Origin of the sequence: Variovorax sp. OV084 (assembly GCF_900111625.1) — a bacterium.
In the GTDB taxonomy this organism is placed as follows: domain Bacteria; phylum Pseudomonadota; class Gammaproteobacteria; order Burkholderiales; family Burkholderiaceae_C; genus Variovorax.
Genome location: NZ_FOII01000007.1, coordinates 16,672 through 34,633, shown reverse-complemented (window position 1 = coordinate 34,633; position 17,962 = coordinate 16,672). Strand labels below are relative to the sequence as shown.

Annotated in this window: 17 protein-coding genes; 2 read left to right on the top strand and 15 right to left on the bottom strand. The window is 62.0% G+C overall.

Annotated features, from left to right (window positions below; all coding sequences use genetic code 11):
• Positions 1–121 precede the first annotated feature (121 nt).
• The 3 genes from BMW87_RS19010 to BMW87_RS19000 all read right to left on the bottom strand — a co-directional run bounded on the left by BMW87_RS19010 (position 122) and on the right by BMW87_RS19000 (position 2,177).
• Complete coding sequence (locus tag BMW87_RS19010; protein ID WP_093078002.1) at positions 122–463, bottom strand: RidA family protein; 342 nt, start codon at positions 461–463, stop codon at positions 122–124.
• A 108-nt stretch (positions 464–571) separates the two neighbouring features.
• A complete protein-coding gene (locus BMW87_RS19005; protein ID WP_093078000.1) occupies positions 572–1,399 on the bottom strand; it encodes an alpha/beta fold hydrolase in 828 nt (275 codons plus the stop codon).
• A 157-nt stretch (positions 1,400–1,556) separates the two neighbouring features.
• Positions 1,557–2,177 carry a glutathione S-transferase family protein gene (locus BMW87_RS19000; RefSeq protein WP_093077999.1) on the bottom strand — a complete coding sequence of 207 codons (621 nt, stop codon included), beginning with the start codon at positions 2,175–2,177 and terminating at the stop codon, positions 1,557–1,559.
• A 400-nt stretch (positions 2,178–2,577) separates the two neighbouring features.
• Between BMW87_RS19000 and BMW87_RS18995 the strand changes: the two genes are divergently transcribed.
• Positions 2,578–3,552: a Bug family tripartite tricarboxylate transporter substrate binding protein gene (locus tag BMW87_RS18995; protein WP_093078277.1), complete on the top strand. Its 975-nt coding sequence runs from the start codon at positions 2,578–2,580 to the stop codon at positions 3,550–3,552.
• A gap of 367 nt (positions 3,553–3,919) precedes the next feature.
• Here BMW87_RS18995 and BMW87_RS18990 read toward each other — a convergent pair whose 3' ends face one another.
• Entirely contained in the window at positions 3,920–5,098 is a 1,179-nt protein-coding gene (locus BMW87_RS18990) for a PLP-dependent transferase (protein WP_093077997.1), read from the bottom strand.
• A 251-nt stretch (positions 5,099–5,349) separates the two neighbouring features.
• Between BMW87_RS18990 and BMW87_RS18985 the strand changes: the two genes are divergently transcribed.
• Positions 5,350–6,438: a phenylacetaldoxime dehydratase family protein gene (locus tag BMW87_RS18985; RefSeq protein ID WP_093077996.1), complete on the top strand. Its 1,089-nt coding sequence runs from the start codon at positions 5,350–5,352 to the stop codon at positions 6,436–6,438.
• Positions 6,439–6,528: 90 nt separating this feature from the next.
• Here the strand turns inward: BMW87_RS18985 and BMW87_RS18980 are convergent, their stop codons facing one another.
• The 11 genes from BMW87_RS18980 to ntrB form a co-directional block, all read right to left on the bottom strand.
• Positions 6,529–7,242 (bottom strand): IclR family transcriptional regulator, encoded by a 714-nt coding sequence (locus BMW87_RS18980; protein ID WP_256216830.1) that lies wholly within the window; start codon positions 7,240–7,242, stop codon positions 6,529–6,531.
• Positions 7,243–7,315: 73 nt separating this feature from the next.
• Positions 7,316–8,032, bottom strand: a complete 717-nt coding sequence (locus BMW87_RS18975; protein WP_093077994.1) for an ABC transporter ATP-binding protein — start codon at positions 8,030–8,032, stop codon at positions 7,316–7,318.
• Positions 8,029–8,787: an ABC transporter ATP-binding protein gene (locus BMW87_RS18970; protein WP_093077993.1), complete on the bottom strand. Its 759-nt coding sequence runs from the start codon at positions 8,785–8,787 to the stop codon at positions 8,029–8,031. Before BMW87_RS18970 ends, BMW87_RS18975 begins: the two co-directional genes overlap by 4 nt.
• Positions 8,784–9,746: a branched-chain amino acid ABC transporter permease gene (locus BMW87_RS18965; RefSeq protein WP_093077991.1), complete on the bottom strand. Its 963-nt coding sequence runs from the start codon at positions 9,744–9,746 to the stop codon at positions 8,784–8,786. Before BMW87_RS18965 ends, BMW87_RS18970 begins: the two co-directional genes overlap by 4 nt.
• A complete protein-coding gene (locus BMW87_RS18960; protein ID WP_093077990.1) occupies positions 9,739–10,596 on the bottom strand; it encodes a branched-chain amino acid ABC transporter permease in 858 nt (285 codons plus the stop codon). The genes BMW87_RS18965 and BMW87_RS18960 overlap by 8 nt, the downstream gene beginning before the upstream one ends.
• A 7-nt stretch (positions 10,597–10,603) precedes the next feature.
• Positions 10,604–11,803, bottom strand: coding sequence for an ABC transporter substrate-binding protein (locus tag BMW87_RS18955; protein ID WP_093077988.1), 1,200 nt, complete (start codon positions 11,801–11,803; stop codon positions 10,604–10,606).
• A 51-nt stretch (positions 11,804–11,854) separates the two neighbouring features.
• On the bottom strand, positions 11,855–13,318 hold the full coding sequence (locus BMW87_RS18950) for an FAD-dependent oxidoreductase (RefSeq protein ID WP_093077987.1): 1,464 nt from the start codon (positions 13,316–13,318) through the stop codon (positions 11,855–11,857).
• A 38-nt stretch (positions 13,319–13,356) separates the two neighbouring features.
• Entirely contained in the window at positions 13,357–14,835 is a 1,479-nt protein-coding gene (locus tag BMW87_RS18945; protein ID WP_093077985.1) for an aldehyde dehydrogenase, read from the bottom strand.
• Positions 14,836–15,143: 308 nt separating this feature from the next.
• Positions 15,144–16,085 carry a LysR family transcriptional regulator gene (locus BMW87_RS18940; RefSeq protein WP_093077984.1) on the bottom strand — a complete coding sequence of 314 codons (942 nt, stop codon included), beginning with the start codon at positions 16,083–16,085 and terminating at the stop codon, positions 15,144–15,146.
• 170 nt (positions 16,086–16,255) lie between these two features.
• Positions 16,256–17,098, bottom strand: coding sequence for an ABC transporter ATP-binding protein (locus tag BMW87_RS18935; RefSeq protein WP_093077982.1), 843 nt, complete (start codon positions 17,096–17,098; stop codon positions 16,256–16,258).
• Between the two features lie 11 nt (positions 17,099–17,109).
• A complete protein-coding gene (gene ntrB / locus BMW87_RS18930) occupies positions 17,110–17,961 on the bottom strand; it encodes a nitrate ABC transporter permease (protein ID WP_093077981.1) in 852 nt (283 codons plus the stop codon).
• Between the last annotated feature and the right edge of the window lies 1 nt (position 17,962).

The following is a 17,962-nucleotide window of genomic DNA, read 5'->3' as shown; positions in this document are numbered from 1 at the left end:
GGCAAGGCCGGAGAGAGAGCAGATCACTCGTCTCTCCCCTGCCGTCTTGAACGATACGCCCTCGCCCCGCATTGCCGCCTGTCGGGATCGACAGGCCGGCCTCCGGCTCACAATGAAGCGATCAGATCGCCGCTGTGACGATGAACTCGACCTTGTATTTCGGCAAGGTGAGTTTGGCTTCGCTGGTGGCGCGCGCCGGCGGATTGGCCGGATCGATCCAGGCTTCCCAGACGGCGTTCATTTCGCCGAAATACGCGATGTCCGAGAGATAGATGATCGTCTGCAGGATCTTCGACTTGTGGCTGCCGGTGGTAGCGAGCAGTTGGTCGACCTGGGCAAGCGCGCTCTTGCATTGGTCAGTGACGCTCTCGCCTTCGCCGACCCGGCCGGCGAGATAGACGATGTTGCCGTGAACGACGGCGTTGCTCATGCGGACGCCTGGTTCGATGCGTTGAATACTCATGGAATTCTCCTGGGAATTAAGTTGCGGGAAACGGGGCCCCCGCGCGAAAAGCGGGGCAAAAAAATCTTTGGCTGCGAAGAGCAGCTCTTCTGAATGCGACTGTGACGCCTAGGAAGATTTAGGCAGATCACCCTCGCCGCGCATGATGGACTGCGCGAATGTGACAAGGACAGCCGCGGCCTCGGAAACCTTTTCAGGAAGAAGTGCGTGGCCGGAGCCGTGAATGATCTCCATCGTCGTTCGATGGCCAACACGATCTCGCAAGAAGTCCTCCTCGGGCACGGGTGCAATCTTGTCAAATTCCGGTGCGACATACAGCACCGGCAGGTTCTTGCCTACTTCGGTCCAACTGCTATCGGACGTTGCATTTGTCGCCGCGAGCTGGAATTTGGAGACCTCTGTATGCCATCCCGCCAGCCAGACGGAAGCATCGTGCCCTGGAGCGAAGAAGTCGCGCTCCAAATAGAACAGGCGTTCCGCATCCGGCTTGGAATTGTCAGACACGACATTCACGGAAATCAACAGCTCGGGTGAAATTGTGCTGCCAATAATTGCCGCGAGAAGCGCGACAGATTTTGTCGTCGATGGCCAATGATGGGCGAGAACCCGTGCGACCCAGTTGCCAAACGCGTGCCCCACCACACACAAGACTTCAGGCTTATCCGGCGCGCAATCAGCCTCGATCGCAGCAACAACGTCGGCGGCGAGATCGATCAACGTGATGCCCTCGGTCGGCCCCGAACTCGCACCGATACCGCGTGGCTGCGGTCGCAAAACGCGAAATCCGGCGGCAGCAATTATTGGCGCAATTTCGTCGAAATCAGTGGCACCTCTCGCCAGCGATGGAAGCAGAACAATACGCGGGCCCTTACCTTCCACCAAAAGTTCGACCTGACCTTCAGATGTTGGAATCAGTTTGCGTTCAAGTGTTGACATTTTTATCTCCTAATTTAGCGATAGCTTGCCGAAATCGAAAACCGCAGTCCTTGCAAAAAACACCGATATGGACCATTTCATTGCCGTGGACAGAAATCTCGTATCAATCATCAAGGCCACTATAGCGCGGCTCATCGGCAACGATCCACACTTTTCCTCACTGAGGTTTCAAGCCATCGAAAAATTTGGAGGAAGTCAAAGACGGGCGTGACTGAATCGATTGGTGCCAGTCAGAGAGTGCCGGGAATTTCTCCCGCCAGCCGAGCCTCGGAAACCGAAAATCGGCGTATTCGGCAACGATGGCCAGCGTAATTGACGACAACCCGAAAGGCCGTTGCGAGACGCGTTCGACGGCCTGCTCCAGTTTTGCCCAGATCATGCCCGACTTCAAGTTGAATGCATTGATCAGTGCAATCTGCTTCGTATCTTTCATTGATTCGATGCGCCATTGCACCAACAAGTCGAGGAAGCCATTACACAGCGCGTGCAATCGAAGCTCTTCCATTCGCGCCTCGGGCGACGACGGAATGATCTTGCCGTCGCCTGCCATTCGATCGAGGTGCTCGATAATCACGAGACTGTCGTAAAGCGTGGTTCCGTCATCCAGAACGAGCGTCGGGAGTTGTCCAAGCGGGTTGTATTGCAACAAGGCCAGGTCGGGCCTGTTCGGTGCGACGCGGGTCGGAATCGTTTCCAACCTTGCGCTTAGCCCCAGCTCGTGGGCACTCACGATGACTTTCCTGACGAATGGGGATGTTGATGACCAATATAGTTTCATGGAGAAGAATTCCTGGCTATTTATCTGAACATTGGCCGATGCTCGCCTTTTGAACCGGACGCAGCTCGAACTCACCGTCGTCCAATCCGAACCGCAGGCAGCAGGGCCGACCAATGGCGCAATTTTCGCTAGGGCGTCGGGGCATCGATAGGATTGCGAAGCCGCCGAAACATGAAAACCTCGCCGCCGCGATTACTGATGTCGCAATCGTCCAAATTCAGGTGCATATTTGTTCTATCGCAGCGGGTTGAGTGAGCGATATCGTTCTACGCAGTCAATTTAAAGGGAAGCGTCTCATGCGCTTGCTAGGAAAGTGCATCACCGCAAGTCGCCGTATTCGAGCGTCGATAAATTGACCGACTTCTTGTTTCGGTATCTGCTCTCGTTTTGCACAACCATCATGAAAAACCTCGTACAAATTGCACTTTCCCTTGCCGTTGTTGCCTGTTCGCACAGCGTCGTTGCCCAGACTTTTCCTGCCAAGCCGGTGACCATCGTGGTTCCTTATGCCCCGGGCGGCCCGGTGGACAACCTCTCCCGGTCCTTGGGCATCAGGCTGACCAAGGAGTGGGGCCAGCCGGTGCTGGTTTTGAACAAAACGGGCGCCAACGAAATCATTGGTGCCGAATTCGTCGCCAAAAGCCCGCCCGACGGCTACACCTTGTTTGCGGCGACGGAGGCGGCCCTAACCATGAATCCGCACCTGTACAAGAAATTGCCCTACAACGCCGAAAAGGACTTCGCGCCCATCTCGCGGCTGATCACAGTGCCGATGGTGTTTTTGGTGCCGCAGAGCTCGAAGGCCAATACCCTTAAGGAGTTTGTGCAACTGGCACGGAACGCCAAAGACAAGCCCATGACCTACGGCTCTTCCGGCGCCGGCGGCATCGTCCATTTGCCCCTCGCAATGTTCGCCAAGCAGGAAAACCTGGAAATGGTGCACATACCCTACAAGGGCGCGGCACCTCTGATCCCCGACATCATTGCCGGTCAAGTGGACTCGGCGATCCTCGGCGTTTCAGTCGTCGAGCAACATGTCAAATCGGGCAAGATGAAGGCGCTGGCTATTTCCGGTGACAGTCGCAGTGTTGCCTTGCCGGAAGTGCCGACATTCAAGGAGGCGGGCGTCAAAGACATCAACGGAGCCTTCAACATTGGGCTCGTCGCGCCTGCAGGAACGCCTGCGGCTGTGGTGGACAAAATCGCCAGCGACGTTCGCAAGATTCTGATGGAGCCGGAGTTTCGTAAAACTCAAATCGACGCCTATTCCTATGTCGCTATTGGCTCCACGCCCGCGGAGTACAAGAGCTTTTTGGCACAAGACTTCAAGGTGCAGGCTGAACGGGTGAAGATATCCGGCGCCACGCTCGACTGACGCCAGCTTTCTTCAATCGGCGCGCGGGTCGCAAACTACGTGAAAACAATCTGAGCAAGGCGCCGGGGGTTCTTTCATGATCGCGTTTGCCTCGCCGCCGTTGCTCCGCCACCAGGCAGTGCGTAAGTCCGCACTTTGACCTGCCTTTGTCGGGCTAAGCAGTCGTTCTTTCGGTCAGATAGGTCCAGAGCACATCTGCGGCAGTTGCAGGCCGTGACGAAAGCGCATGGCCCCGGCTGAACCACCCGCTTCCAACTCCTCCTTCCCAGTGTCGGTTGCGATACACGCGCACTTCAAGGGGCTTTCCGATGCTGTCGCGCCTCACCCGGCCTTCAGGCAAGGTGCGTCCGGCTTTGCGTCTGCGTGGCTATGCAGCCAACGCCCAGGACAAGGCCTGTGCCAGATCTTCCCGCAGATCATCAACGCCCTCCAGGCCGATCGAGAACCGCAGCAGATGTCCGGCATAGCTCTGCTTGCCGCTTCGGATGCTTCCCATGTCATAGGGCATGACCAGACTCATGGGACCGCCCCAGGACAGACCAATGCCGAACAATTTGAGACGGTCGCAGAAGGCATCGACTTGTGCGGGGGTGCGGGACTCGTCGATAAGCACCGAGAAGAGGCCGGCGGCTGCACTGCAGTGTGTCGCCCAGCATTCGTGCCCCGCGCATGATTCCAGGGCTGGGTGCAGGACCCGGTGAACTCCCTCTTGCTTAGCCAACCATGAGGCGAGTGCTCGAGCCGTGGCGTCGTGCAGGTCGTAGCGAGCCTTGATGGATGCCAAGCCCCGCAGCACCAGTTCTGCATCGTTGGCGCCCACGCCCATGCCCAGGTCCAGGTATGCCACGCGAAGCTTGTCATGCAGCCTGTCGTCATTCGTGATGATCGAGCCCATCAAGACATCGGCACCGCCTGAAGGGTACTTTGTCAGCGCGTGGACGCTGATGTCCACGCCCGTTTCGAAGGGAGCGAAAGCTATGCCTGCACCCCAGGTGTTGTCGAGCGCGACGATCGCACCGGCGTTCTTGGCCGTCGCCACCAATGTGCGAAGGTCCGGAAATTCCATGGTGATCGAGCCTGGCGCCTCGACCCAGACGAGTTTGGTATGCACGCTGAGCTTGGCCTGCAGGTCAGCGACGTCCATGGGGTCGTAGCACTGATGCGTGATGCCCAACTGCGAGAGCGTCGCGCGTGCATGGCGCAGCGAGGGTCCATACACGTTGGTGGGCAGAAGCACCTCGTCACCGCTCGACAGCAAACCGAGGTTGACCGCGGCAATGGCGGCCTGCCCACTCGGACAGAGCAGGCAGTGCCGCCCGCCTTCGAGCGTGCACAGACGCTGTTCAAGGGTGTACGTCGTAGGCGTGCCGTAGAGGCCGTAGCTGTACCCGTCGCGGTGGCCGAATGCCTTGGCACGCTCGCGCACCGTTGCCGCGTTCGGAAACAAGACAGTGGACCCCTTGAACACCCCAGGGGGAACCGCCTGGTAGCCGGCGGGCGGGACGTAGTGGTGGTGGATCAGTTGGGTGCTGATGTCTTGAGACATGGCGAGAGCTCCTCTGCAGGTCAGGAGCTTCAATGTATCGGAACACGAGGCCGTTGCCGCTGCGGCCGCCCTGGGAAAAACCGCACACTGGGTTGCGCCGAAGTGGCATGGCAGCCTTGCGCAACTCTGCACGCGCCATTGCGCAGATTCACATTGCGCATGTCCCGGCCTGGTCCCCATACTGCAAACCCCGCCGGAATTCCGCTGTGCGGGGGGTGGGCCTCTCTTTGGCGGCATCGACAAAAAAAGACATGACAGCAAAGCTCATCCAGACCGCGCCGGCAGAAGCCTACGGCCCGTCAGAGCGCAGGTTTCCCTTGCGCAGGCGCGAAGGCTTCGTTCCCCAAGTGCAGCGCTGGTCATTCCAGCTGCCGCCCGACTGCATGCAGATGCGCGTGGGCTTCCTGGCGGTGCAGGGAGTGGACGACGCAGCGCTTGAGCGAAGTGCGTTCTTCCGGTGGGCGCAGGATGCACTGTCGCATGCCGCCGGTCCGACGACCTTCGATCACGCCCGCTTCACCGACATACAGGGATTGCGCAACCATGTCGTCGCCGCCTACTGGGTTGACGAGGGCCGGTTTGAACGCTGGCGATCCGACGACGTACTGCAATCGTGGTGGGCCTCCAAAGAGCGCCTGCACGACACGACGGGTGTGTGGCGCGAAATATTGCGGGTACCGCGAGAGCGCCAAGAGAGCATCTACTGGCCGGACTACCCCGCAGGCTTGACGTCGAGCGATGAGGTTGCGATCTACCCTACTCCCTACTGCGGCTACTACGGTGCAATGCGCGACCGGATCGCGCTGGCTGCGCGCGATCCCTTGGATGCACCGGAAGGCTCGGTACTGAACACGCAGTCCGGGCGTGCGGGCTACGGCGAGCGTTGGCGAATCACGCCGCCCCACAACCTCGCCGTGATCCGATCCGCCAATACGTGGGGACGCATGGACGAAGAGCAACTGGCCGACTACGAGAGGAATCTCCAGCAGCCGCTGCAAGACGGCATGGCGTATCTGCGCGAATCACCGTTACCCGCAGGCTGCGCTTCGCTGCGCATGCAGCGCAAGTCCGATGCGCAGGGGCGACAGTTGCCCGAAGATCATGCGCTCGGGCATTTTCTATCGCTGCGGCACATGGAGGCGTGGGCGGAGAACCACGCAACGCATGCGGCCATCTTCAATGCCGCGATCTCTCGCTACCAACGCTACGGCAAGGACAACCAGTTGCGCACCTGGCATGAAGTCTACGTACTCCCCGCCGGCGATCAGCTCTTCGAGTACGTCCATTGCGGCCCGCAGACCGGTCTGCTGCGATGGTTCGACGGCGAGCGTGTGGGCTGAGCAGGCCCTTCACGTTGGCAGCCCATTTCGAAGGGGGCCATTCTCTTCATATTCGCTGAGATCCACAGGTAGACGCGCAGCGCTGTGCCGCTACGAGACGGTATCGAACCACTTGGCGTCGCCGCCGAAAAGGTCGGTCAGCTTGCGTGCCCCAGTGAAAAGCGCCTGAAGCATCGGCGCCTGATCGACGTTCTCGAAGCGATAGCGCGGTCCGGAAATTGTCAGCGCGCCTACCAACTGTCGATTCACGCTCAGCACCGGCACCGACAAGGCCGCGATCTCCGCGTCGTATTCGCCGAACGAGGCACAGAACATTTCGGCGCGGACGCGGTCATATCTCTTTCCGGTCTTTTTCTCACCGAAAGCCAAAAGCACCTGCGGGGCGGCGCCCTTGTCGATTGGCAAGCGGTCGCCTTCACGGATGGCATCCCGAATCATGCGGGCCGAATCGACCCGATGGAGACACACCGCGTGCTCACCGTCCCGGATATAGAACGATGCGCACTCGTAGGTAGCCTCGACCACTTCGCGCAGTACCTCGGGGACGTGCTCCGAGGTGCGGCATTGTCGCTGGTAGATCGCACCGAGCCGCAATGGTGCGGCACCCAACTGAAAGGAACCATCGGCCAAGCGCTTGAGATAGCCCGTGCGTTGCAGAGACTCGGCCAACCGCAGGATCGTGCTCTTGTAGAGTCCGGTACGCCGGGCAAGATCGGCGAGCGTCAACGCATAGTCCAACTCGTTGAAGGCGTCGAGCAGGCTCAACGCTCGTTCCACCGCGCTCACCCCGGAATCATCAGCCATCGAATGCCACCCTGAAGAAGATCGATCAAGTTTAGCGCGACCCTCGCGGACATCGCGCGCACGTTGACCACTCTCAACGTGCGTCGACGTCCAGGCCCAGGAAGCGTTCGAGCAACGAGCCATCGGCATCGAGATCTTCGGTGCGGCCTTCGTAGACGACAACGCCTTCCTCGAGGATGTAGTGCCGTCGGCAGAGCGCGCGGCAGACCGCAAAACTCTGCTCCACCAGTACGATTGGAATGCCCGATGCACCGACGCCGCGAATCAGTTCAGTGAGCTCGCCCACGATCACAGGCGCCAGGCCTTCCGTCGGTTCGTCGAGCAGCAGCAGCCTGGGCCCCTGCACCAGTGCGCGCGCAATGGCGAGCATCTGCTGCTCGCCGCCGGAGAGCGCGCCGCCGAGGTTGCGGCGACGCTCACGCAGACGCGGAAACTCGTCGTAGACGCGCTCCAACGTCCATGCCGCGTGCCTTCTCTGCGCGATCTGCAGGTTTTCCTGCACCGACAGCAAGGTGAAGATGCCGCGGTGTGCGGGCACCAGCGAGATGCCGCGGCGCGCAATGTCGTCGACCGCCATGCCGGCGATATCGACGCCTTCAAAGCGCACCGAGCCCGCATGTGGACGCAACAGCCCGACGATCGTGCGCATCGTCGTCGTCTTGCCCATGCCGTTGCGCCCGAGAACGCTCACGATTTCGCCCGCATTCACGTGCATCGAGACGCCATGCAGCACATGGCTCTTGCCGTAGGACGCATTCACCCCCTCCAGCACCAGGACGGCTTCGCTCATGACTGACTCCCCAGATAGACCCGCCGCACCTGGGCGTTCTCGCGGATTGCCGCCGGTGCACCTTCGGCAATCACGTTGCCCTGGAACATGACGGTGATGCGATCGCTGATCCCCATGACCACGCGCATGTTGTGCTCGACCAGCAGCACCGAGTAGCGGGCCTTGAGTCGCTGCAGTAGTTCGGCAATGCGGGGCACGTCCGCCAAGCCGAGTCCGGCCAGCGGCTCATCCAGCAGCAGCAGGCGCGGTCGGGCGGCAAGGCACATGCCAATTTCCACCACGCGCTGCACGCCATGCGCGAGTGAGGCGACCGGTGTCGCAGCATGGCGCGTCAGTTCCAGCTCACGCAGAACGTCCATGGCAACGTCGAGCCTTTGCGTCTCGCGCGTCCAGTTGCTCCAGAACCTGTAGGACCGCGACGGGGCGACGCCCATTGCCGCCATCTGCAGGTTGTGCAGCACGCTGCCTTCACCGAACAGGCTCGTCACCTGGAAACTGCGCGCCATGCCGAGCCGGGCTCGCCGATGCGCTCCGGAGCGCGTGATGTTCCGCCCCTCGAAGATCAAGCTGCCGCGGCTGGCCGGCAGGCGGCCACTCACGATGTTGAAGAATGAGGTCTTGCCCGCGCCGTTCGGGCCGATCAGCGAGTGCAGACCGGTCGTGCCCAGCTCAAGGTCGATCTTTCCGACCGCCGTAAAGCGGCCGTAGTCGAGCCCAAGCCCGCGCGCACTGAGGAAGGGGTTGCCCGCGGTCATGCGTGGTCTCCCGCGCGCGCGCTTCGTCGAGTCCGCCAATGCACCCAGACACCGCCGAGCCCTCGGGGCGCGAACAGCACCACGGCAATCAGCACAAAGCCGACGATCATCTGCCAGCGCGGCCACCACTGAGACAGCTGCTCGGCCATCAAGGTCATGGCGAGCGCGCCGAAGGCCGCGCCAAGAAGCGATCGACGTCCGCCGAGGATTGCCATGATGAGGATAGTCTCGGACGTCATGAGGTCGATGTTGGAAAGCGGGGCCGAGCGCAGCTGCAGCGCATAGAGCGCGCCCGCCAGCGCGGTGATGCCTCCGGAGAGGCAGAAAGCCAGCAGCTTGAGCTTTTGGACGTCGTAGCCGGCGGTCTGCGCGCGCACCTCGTTCTCGCGCACTGCATCGAGTGCGCGGCCGAAGGGCGAGCGCACCACGAGGCGCAAGAACGCGATCGCAAGCACGAAAACCACGGCGATCAACCCATACTGGCCAGCGCCTTCGCCGACGATGCCCTCGAGGCCCGTGGCGGGGCGCGGGATGTCGAGCAATCCGTTCTCGCCACCGGTGAGCTGGGGGAAGGACAGCGCGGCAAAGTAAGCGAGCTGCGCCATCGCAAGCGTGATCATCACGAAATAGATGCCACGCTGGCGAATGCTCAGCATGCCGATCGCCAGGGCCACGATCATGCCGGCCCCCATGCACACCAGCAGCGCCGCCATGCCCATGCCCGGTGCCGCCTTCAGCACCATGCCGACGGCGTAGGAGCCCACGCCGAAGAAGCTGCCCTGCGCGAAGCTCAACAGGCCAGCGTAGCCCAGCAACAGGTTGCAGGCGGCCGCCGCAATCGCGAACACCAGCACCACGCCGGCCGTGGCCGTCGAGCCCATCACCAGCGGCATGGCCAGCGCAAAGGCAGCGAGCGCCAGGCAGAACAGGCCGGAAGAATGTTTTATTTTTTCAAGCACGGCCGAACAACCCCTTGGGCATGACGAGAAGAATAGCCGCCATGACGATGAAGATGGCGAGGCGTGCGCCCTCGGGCCAGATCGCACTCATCATGCTTTGCGTGACGCCGATGATCAGTCCGCCCACCAACGGCCCACTGAAGCTGCCGATGCCGCCGAGGACAACGACGACGAACGCGATCACGATCGCCTCCGCGCCCATTGAGGGATCGGCCCCGCGCAGCGGTGCGGCGAGGCCGCCCGCCAGCCCCGCCAGACCGGTTCCCAGTGCGAAGGTCAGGGCATACACCCTGCTGACCCTGATGCCGAGCAGGTTGAGCATCTCGGACGATTCGTTGCCTGCACGCACCCGCGCGCCGAACAGCGTGCGTTCGAAGAGAAACCACAGCCCCAACCCCACCACTGCGCAGACCCCGAAGATGAAGACGCGGTAGACCGGCACCGGATAGGCGCCGAGCATGAACACCCCGGCGAGCATGTCGGGCATGGGCACCTGCTGCGACTCGGGCCCGAAGATCATCACCACGCCTTCGGTGAGGATGAATGTCAGGCCGACTGTGATGAGGATCTGCGACTCGTGCGGCATGCGATAGGTGCGCCGCAGCAGCCAGCGCTCCGCCACCACCCCGATGACGGCCACAGCCGCGAACGACGCGGCAAGGCCGAGCAGGAAGCTGCCGGTCTGCGCAGTGACAAACATCGCGGTGTACGCCCCGATGAGGAACAGTGCACCATGCGCGAAGTTCACGAAGCCCAGCAGCCCGAAGATGATGCTCAGGCCCACGGACAGCAGGAAGTAAACCATGCCGACTCCGAGCCCATTGAGCGCCTGGAACAGGTAGATGTTCATGGCCCGCTCACACCAGCTTGCAGTCTGATTCGGCCTGGGGAACCAGCGCGCGCGACGAGGACAGGATGTCGGCGTAGTCATCCGCGTCTTTCATCGCCGCTTTCTTTTTGCCGCGCACCAGCAGGTAGTTCTTGGACACCTGGTGATCGAAGGGGCGGATCTGCTCGTCACCGGTGAGGCCCTGGTAGCTGTGGCCTTCCAGCGCCTTCACGATCGCAGCAGGCTCGTCGCTACCGGCACGCTTGGCGGCGTCGAACATCAGCGTGGCGACCTGGTAGTCGGCGGCCGAGTAGAAGCGCGGGTTCTCCTTGAACTCACCCTTGTAAACGCGCACGAAATCCTTGTTCGCGGGGGTGTCCAGCGTATGCCAGTACTGCAATCCGAAGTACATGCCGTCGGTCACGTCGGCGCCGAGCGCCTGGAAGGTGTCGAGTCCCGAGAACCACACGACCACCACAGCCATGCGCTGCTTCAGGCCGAAGGTCGCGGCCTGGCGCAGCAGGTCGAGCGTGTTGGCGCCGAAGTTCAGTACCACCAGCACGTCGGCCCCGGACCCCATGGCGTTGCCGAGGTAGCCCGAGAACTCCTTCTCGGCCAGCGAGTGATAGCTGTTGCCCACGTGTTCCAGCTTCGTTTCCTGCATCACCGCCCTCGCATTGCGCAGCAGCGCTTCGCCGAACACGTATTGCCCGGTGATGGTGTAGACCTTCTTCCACTTGGGGTTCTGCTGGATCAGAGGCCGCATCACCGTGTTGACCGCGCCGTAGGTCGGCAGGCCCCAGCGGAACGTGGAGCGGTTGCAGTCCTTGCCGGTGACTTCGTCTGCACCGACATAGGTGATGTAGACGCCCTTGCTCTTGTCGATCTCCTTCATGATCGCCAGGGCCTCGTTCGACAGCGCGGCACTGCCGAAGTGGCGCGCCTTGTCCTGGTCGATTGCCTGCTGCACCTTGCGTACGGCGATGGCGGGGTTTCCTTCGCTGTCGATCTTGCGGTAGTCGATGGGCCGGCCCAGCCCGTTGCCGAAGGCCGTGACAGCCGCGCGCACGCCAAGATCGCTGTACTTGCCGCTGGTGGCGAAGTTGCCCGAGAAGGCGTTGACGCTGTAGTAGCTGAAAGGTCTGGCCTGTGCGATGGCAAAGCGCGGCAGCATCAACGAGCCGGTCGCGGCGCTGCCCGCGACGGTGAGGAAGGAACGACGGTCCATGGTTTGTCTCTGTTGGGGTTTTTGTAGGGAATGTGCGTGCCACTGCGCGGCTCAGGCCGGTTGCCTGGCCGCGGCATGCTGGCCCGCGCGGCGGCCGAAGACCAAACCTCGCAGCACTGAGGTCGAGCCTGTGTAGACCTGGTGATAGATGCCCATGGTTTCGCCTGCGGCATACAGCCCTGCGATGACCCGACCGTCCTGGTCGAGCACCTGCGCGTCGCTGTTGACCTTGAGGCCACCGAAGGTGAAGCAGTTGGTGGAAATGATCGGATAGGCCTGAAACGGGCCCTTGTCGATCGGGCGCGACCAGTGGCTCTTGCACACCGCCAGACCGGTGGTGGCGCGGTGGTCGACGTGCAGCGGATCGAAGTCGCCCTGGTCTTTCGGACAGGCCGCATTGAACTCGTTGACGGTGCGCGCGAGGCTGTCCGCGGGCACGCCGATCTGGGCGGCCAGTGCCTCCAGTGTGGGGGCGCTGATGGAGGGCTGGTCGGAGCGGATGCTGGTTCGCCAGCGCGGGATGTCCTCGACCTTCGCGTCGAAAATCACGTAGCTGATGCCGTCGGGTTGGTCGGCAATGCAGCGTGAGATGTTGTCGTAGTGCGCATCCACCGTACCAGGAGCCTCGTCGGTGAAGCGGTGCCCGTCCTTGTCGACCAAGATGCCGTAGGGATAGATGAAGACCACCGCTTCGGCCATCTTCGAGCGTGGGTCCACCGGCTCCGCGTGGTACGAACCGTACTCGCCGGCGGGCGCCGCGCCGGCATCCAGTGCCATGCGAATGCCTTCGCCCTTGTTGTAGTAGCCGCCGATGGCCACAGGGCGGATGTGCTTGCTGCGAAGTCCTACGTAGCGGGTCATCATCTCAGGGTTACCCTGAAAGCCGCCGCTGGCGAGCAGCACCCTCTTGGCGCGCAGCACCTCGCGCACGCCGTCGGGACGGATCGCGACGACGCCATTCACTGCGCCCTCCTCCCCGCGCACCAGGTCGATCGCAGTGGTCCGATAGCGAATCTCGCCGCCCAGCGCGAGTGCCTTCGCGCGCAGGGTTTCTATCAGCGCCAATCCCCCGCCCATTGCCGCGATGCGCGTGGTGTTCTGGGTCAACAGATAGATTGGCTGGGGGCCGAACTTCATTCCCAGTTCTTTCAGCCACGCCAGCGTCGATGGCACCGACTGTGCGAAAGCCGAGATCACTTCCGGATCGGGCAGCGAATGCGCTTTTGCGAATGCCGGCTGAAGCGCCGCGTCGTCCGTCAATGCGTTGAGCACGTTGGGATCGATGTTCCAGCCAGCGTTGTGAGCGAAATGCTCCTCGAAGTCGTCCGAGACTTCCGAGTCGTTCTTCATGCGCATGTAGGCTTCGGTCCAGCGCGAGTTGCCGCCGAAGTGCTCTTCCTCCGAGCGCTCTAGGTTGACGACCTTGAGGCCCGCTTCCAGGGCAGTGACCGCGGCCGAGAGGCCCGCGACGCCGCAGCCGACGATCAGCAGGTCGGCTTCCATCTTTGAATTCATGTTGTCTCCGGTGTGGCGCACAGGCGCCGGGTTGTGGGTCAGCCGAGCACGAACGCGTTGGTGCGCGACGGTTGCGTGGTGATCCAGACGCTCTTGCTTTGCAGGTATTCCTTGATCGCATCGACGCCGCCCTCGCGCCCGATGCCGCTGCGCTTGTAGCCCCCGAAGGGCGTGGTGAAACTGGTGGCGCGGTAGTTGTTGACCCACACCGTGCCGGCCTTCAACCGGTCCGACATGTGGAACGCACGATGCAGGCTCTGCGTCCATACGCCGGCTGCGAGACCGAACTGGGTGTCGTTGGCAATGCGCAGCGCATCGGCCTCGTCGTCGAAAGGAATCACCGAAAGCACGGGTCCGAAGACTTCTTCCTGGGCAATGCGCATGTCGTTGCTGACGCCGGTGAAGATGGTGGGCGCCACGAACTGGCCTTGTCCGTAGCCTTCGCCGGTGAGCGCATGGCCGCCGAGCACGCACTTGGCGCCGCCGTCTTTGGCGATCTCAATGTAGTCCAGGATTTTCTGGAACTGCGCTTTTGTAGCGATGGGCCCGACCTGGGTTTCCATCTTTGCCGGATCGCCCACGATGGCTTTGCTTGCCACATCGATGAGCATCGCAACGAAGCGGTCGTGAATGCCGCGCTGTACCAGAAGCCGCGAGCCGGCCATGCAGGTCTGCCCGGCCGCACCGAAGATGCCGGCCACCGCCCCCATCACGGCCTGGTCCAGGTCCGCGTCGTCAAACACGATGTTGGCGGACTTGCCTCCGAGTTCGAGCGTGACTTTCTTGAAGTCCCTGGCGGCAATCTCGTTGATCTTCTGGCCGGCGGCGTCGCCGCCAGTGAAGGCCACCTTGGCCACCAGGGGGTGGCTCACGAGCGGCTCCCCGACTTCAGCGCCGAAACCGGTGATGACGTTGAAGACCCCCGGCGGGAAGCCCGCCAACTTCACCAAGGCCGCCAGTTCCAACAACGAGCTCGACGTGTACTCTGAAGGCTTGATCACCATGGTGTTGCCTGCGGCAAGCGCCGGGGCGATCTTCCATACCGTCAGGGCGAGCGGAGAGTTCCAAGGTGTGATCGCCGCGACCACACCCAGGGGTTCGTGCTTTACGTAGTTGAAGACGCCGGTCTTGTTGATTGGCACCACCGCGCCCTGAACCTTGTCTGCCAGGCCCGCGTAATAGTGGAACCACTGCGCAACGTTCTGGACTTGCCCGCTGACCTCTGCGATGAGCTTGCCGTTGTCGCGCTGCTCGGTCTCTGCCAGAACCTCTACGTTCTGGCTCACCAGGTCGGCGAGCTTGCGCAGCAAGGCGCCACGCTGCGTTGCCGTCAGATCGCGCCAAGCGGGTGCTTCAAGCGCGTCATGCGCAGCGCGTACCGCGAGTTCGACATCCGCCACCCCGCTTCTCGGAACCTCGGCCCAAGCTTTGCCAGAGTAGGGCTCGGTCGATTCGAACCAGGCGCCGGAGGCCGGGTCGATCCATTCGTTGTTGATGAACAGCTGGTATCGCTTCATGCGCTTGTCTCTCGTGTGTCGATGGCCGAAAGTCTAGGACAATTCTAAAATAACAGCAAGCATTCTGTACAGCAGAACACTAAGGCCGTGATAACCGTGGCTGCGCTTGACCTAGGCGTTGCCATTGATCGTCGTGTTCTCAAAGGAAAGCGCTTGGCTCACGCTGGCGCAACTTGCCAGACATGAGGATCAGCCGACGCTGCCACCGTGGCCGTCATTGGGGGATCTGCATTAGCGCCACCGCAGCGTTCGCTGAAGGCCGCCTTGCAAGCGAGGAACGCTTGTCAACAGGCTTCTATCTCACCACCTTAGCCGCGTGGCTCCGCGTCCGCAGGGCCGTTGAGCCATTCCTGCTTCGACTCGAAAAGCCGCCGAAGATACTCGGTGACGGCCCGGATCCGGGCCGAGTATTGGAGGTCATGGTGCACGCTCACCCAGAGCGTTCGCATCACCCTTGCCGTGTCGGCAAGCACGGGCACCAGCGTGTCCTCCTTCACCACGGAAAACTTGGGAAGCAGCACCAGGCCCAGCCCGGACGCAGAGGCCGTCATCTGCGCCAGCATGCTGTTGGACTGAAAGCTCATTTGAGGCCGGGTGATCAGTTCATCGAGCCAGCGTACGGCGTCGAGTTGGATCAGGTCGTCCAGATATCCCACGAACTGATGCTTGGGAAGGTCAGCCAGACTCGCAGGTGTTCCGTGCTTCTCCAGATAACTCCGGGAGGCATACAGATACAGCGCGAACGAGCCCGCTGTCTCGCATGCCAACCCTTGGCCGATCGGTTTAAAAAAGCTGACGAAGACATCGGCTTCTCTGCGGCTCACATTGACGATGGAAGAAGAAGTCACCAGTTCCACCCGCAGCTTGGGGTACTTGCACAGCAGCGATTCGAGATGCCGAGCTACAAAGGTGGTGCCGATCCCCTCCATCATGGCCACACGCACACTGCCTGAAGGCTCTCTGTCGGTTCCGCCGAGTTCCTCCTGCAGCGACAAGACCGCTCGCTCCATGTTCTCGGCCTGGAGGGCGAGGACATGCGCCAGCTCGGTGGGTTTGAGTCCGGCGCGGTGACGCTCGAAAAGTGGGCCGCCCAGACACAGCTCCAGCTGCGAGAGCCGGCGGCTGACCGTGGAATGATCGATGTGAAGCTGCCTGGCCGCCTGGGAGAGGCTCCCGGTACGGCTGATATGCAGGAACAGGCGCACATCGTCCCAATCAAGGTTGGCGAGGGGTACCTTCTTGGTCGTCATGCGGCCTTCTCGTGCGTTGTCGTATGCAATCCTCCATCGGCCTGGCCGGTCGGTGGCTCCTGGATAGCATTTCACATCGAGATGCGCAATACAAGGGAAAGCGCGGCCGAGCGTGGCCGCTTCTCAGTCCGGGCACAGTGCCTTGGCGATGGAAGATTGCCAAGTTGAATTCAGTCCGTCAGCTGCTCGACGTGCGCCTGGCGCCGGTACAGAAAGTCCATCAGTGCGCGCCGGCACTCTGCATAGGTCGAGTCGGTCGCCAGGCTGACGCGATCGCGCGGGCGCCCGATGGGGACGTCCAGGATCTCCCCGATCCGTGCCGCGGGACCGTTGGTCATCATGACGATGCGATCCGCAAGGAGCACCGCCTCGTCCACGTCGTGCGTGACCATGACGACGGTGCTTTCGGTTTTCTCGACGATGCCGAGCAGCTCGTCCTGCAACTTGGCGCGCGTGAGCGCGTCGAGCGCGCCGAAGGGCTCGTCCATCAGCAGGACCTGCGGTTCCATCGACAGTGCCCTGGCGATGCCGACGCGCTGCTTCATGCCGCCTGAGATTTCGCTGGGCTTCTTGTGCGCGGCATGCGCCAGGCCGACCATCTCGAGCGCCGCCTCGGTGCGGCGATCGACCGCGGAAGCAGACTCGGCACGAAACACACTGCACACGGCCATGCGCACGTTGTCGAAGCAGCTGAGCCACGGCAGGAGAGAATGGTTCTGGAACACCATCGCCCGCCGAGGTCCCGGTCCCCGGATGACCTCCCCGTCGCATGAGACGGTTCCCGCGGTCGGCGATGCCAGCCCGGCGAGCAGATTGAGCAGCGTGGATTTGCCGCAGCCGGAGTGGCCGATCAACGCGACGAACTCGCCTCTGCGGATCTCCAGATTGATCTCGCTGAGCGCAGGAAATTCGCCTTTGGGCGTGCTGAAGGTCTGCTGCACACCGCAAACCCGCAGGAACCCGGGCGTTGCGGTCGAGGCAGTCGAAACAGTTGAGAAAGCTGGCCGCAACATCGTCTGACCTTTCATTCACGGAAGCTCAGCTGCTTCATCAATGCGCCCAGCAACTGGTCGAGCACCAGGCCAACAATGCCGATCATCACGATGGCGACGATGATGCTGGAGATCTGCAGGTTGTTCCATTCGTTCCACACGAAGAAGCCGATCCCACTCTGGCCCACCACCATCTCCGCCGCCACGATCACTAGCCATGCGATGCCGATCGAGATGCGCATGCCCGTGAGGATCATGGGAACTGCTGCCGGAAAGACGATCTTGCGCGCGCGCTCCAGCGGCGTGAGTCCGATGACGCGGCCGACGTTGGTCCAGTCCTGGCGCACGCTCGCGGTGCTGTACAGGGTGTTGATCAGGATGGGCCAGATCGAACAGATAAAGATGATGAAGATCGCCGAGGCGCCGCTGTCCTTCAGCGTGTAGAGCGCGAGCGGCATCCAGGCCATCGGGGAGACGGGTCGCAGCAGTTGGATGAAAGGATTCAGCGCCTGGCCCAGCCATGGAACCAGCCCCAGCAAGAAGCCCAGGGGAACGCCGACCAGCACGGCCAGGGCGTAGCCGCTGAACACGCGCCTGAGCGAGTCGAGCAAGTGCCAGGCAATGCCCAGGTCGTTCTCGCCATTGCGGCGGAATGGATCCGCAAACAGTTCGCCGGCGCGCTTGAACACATCGATTGGCGTCGGAATGGCCGAACGCTCCACAGACGCACCCGGGCTCTTGCCCATCAGCTTGTCGTAGTCGGAAAGCTCCGCCGGCGCGCTGCTGCCCCCGCTGGAGGCGAGCGCCTGCCAGATCGCCAGCAAGAGCAAGCCGATCACCAAGGTAGCGAGCCAGGAGCGTGAGGTCGAGATCGCGCCCTGCATG

Bases quoted from the DNA above. Each gene is read 5' to 3' on its own strand.
- BMW87_RS18935 (WP_093077982.1), bottom strand. From the start codon at position 17,098: ATGTTGCGGCCAGCTTTCTCAACTGTTTCGACTGCCTCGACCGCAACG.
- BMW87_RS19000 (WP_093077999.1), bottom strand. From the start codon at position 2,177: ATGAAACTATATTGGTCATCAACATCCCCATTCGTCAGGAAAGTCATC.
- BMW87_RS18975 (WP_093077994.1), bottom strand. From the start codon at position 8,032: ATGAGCGAAGCCGTCCTGGTGCTGGAGGGGGTGAATGCGTCCTACGGC.
- BMW87_RS18980 (WP_256216830.1), bottom strand. From the start codon at position 7,242: ATGGCTGATGATTCCGGGGTGAGCGCGGTGGAACGAGCGTTGAGCCTG.
- BMW87_RS18960 (WP_093077990.1), bottom strand. From the start codon at position 10,596: ATGAACATCTACCTGTTCCAGGCGCTCAATGGGCTCGGAGTCGGCATG.
- BMW87_RS19010 (WP_093078002.1), bottom strand. From the start codon at position 463: ATGAGTATTCAACGCATCGAACCAGGCGTCCGCATGAGCAACGCCGTC.
- BMW87_RS18945 (WP_093077985.1), bottom strand. From the start codon at position 14,835: ATGAAGCGATACCAGCTGTTCATCAACAACGAATGGATCGACCCGGCC.
- BMW87_RS18955 (WP_093077988.1), bottom strand. From the start codon at position 11,803: ATGGACCGTCGTTCCTTCCTCACCGTCGCGGGCAGCGCCGCGACCGGC.
- BMW87_RS18940 (WP_093077984.1), bottom strand. From the start codon at position 16,085: ATGACGACCAAGAAGGTACCCCTCGCCAACCTTGATTGGGACGATGTG.
- BMW87_RS18970 (WP_093077993.1), bottom strand. From the start codon at position 8,787: ATGACCGCGGGCAACCCCTTCCTCAGTGCGCGCGGGCTTGGGCTCGAC.
- BMW87_RS18950 (WP_093077987.1), bottom strand. From the start codon at position 13,318: ATGAATTCAAAGATGGAAGCCGACCTGCTGATCGTCGGCTGCGGCGTC.
- BMW87_RS18985 (WP_093077996.1), top strand. From the start codon at position 5,350: ATGACAGCAAAGCTCATCCAGACCGCGCCGGCAGAAGCCTACGGCCCG.
- ntrB (WP_093077981.1), bottom strand. From the start codon at position 17,961: ATGCAGGGCGCGATCTCGACCTCACGCTCCTGGCTCGCTACCTTGGTG.
- BMW87_RS18990 (WP_093077997.1), bottom strand. From the start codon at position 5,098: ATGTCTCAAGACATCAGCACCCAACTGATCCACCACCACTACGTCCCG.
- BMW87_RS19005 (WP_093078000.1), bottom strand. From the start codon at position 1,399: ATGTCAACACTTGAACGCAAACTGATTCCAACATCTGAAGGTCAGGTC.
- BMW87_RS18995 (WP_093078277.1), top strand. From the start codon at position 2,578: ATGAAAAACCTCGTACAAATTGCACTTTCCCTTGCCGTTGTTGCCTGT.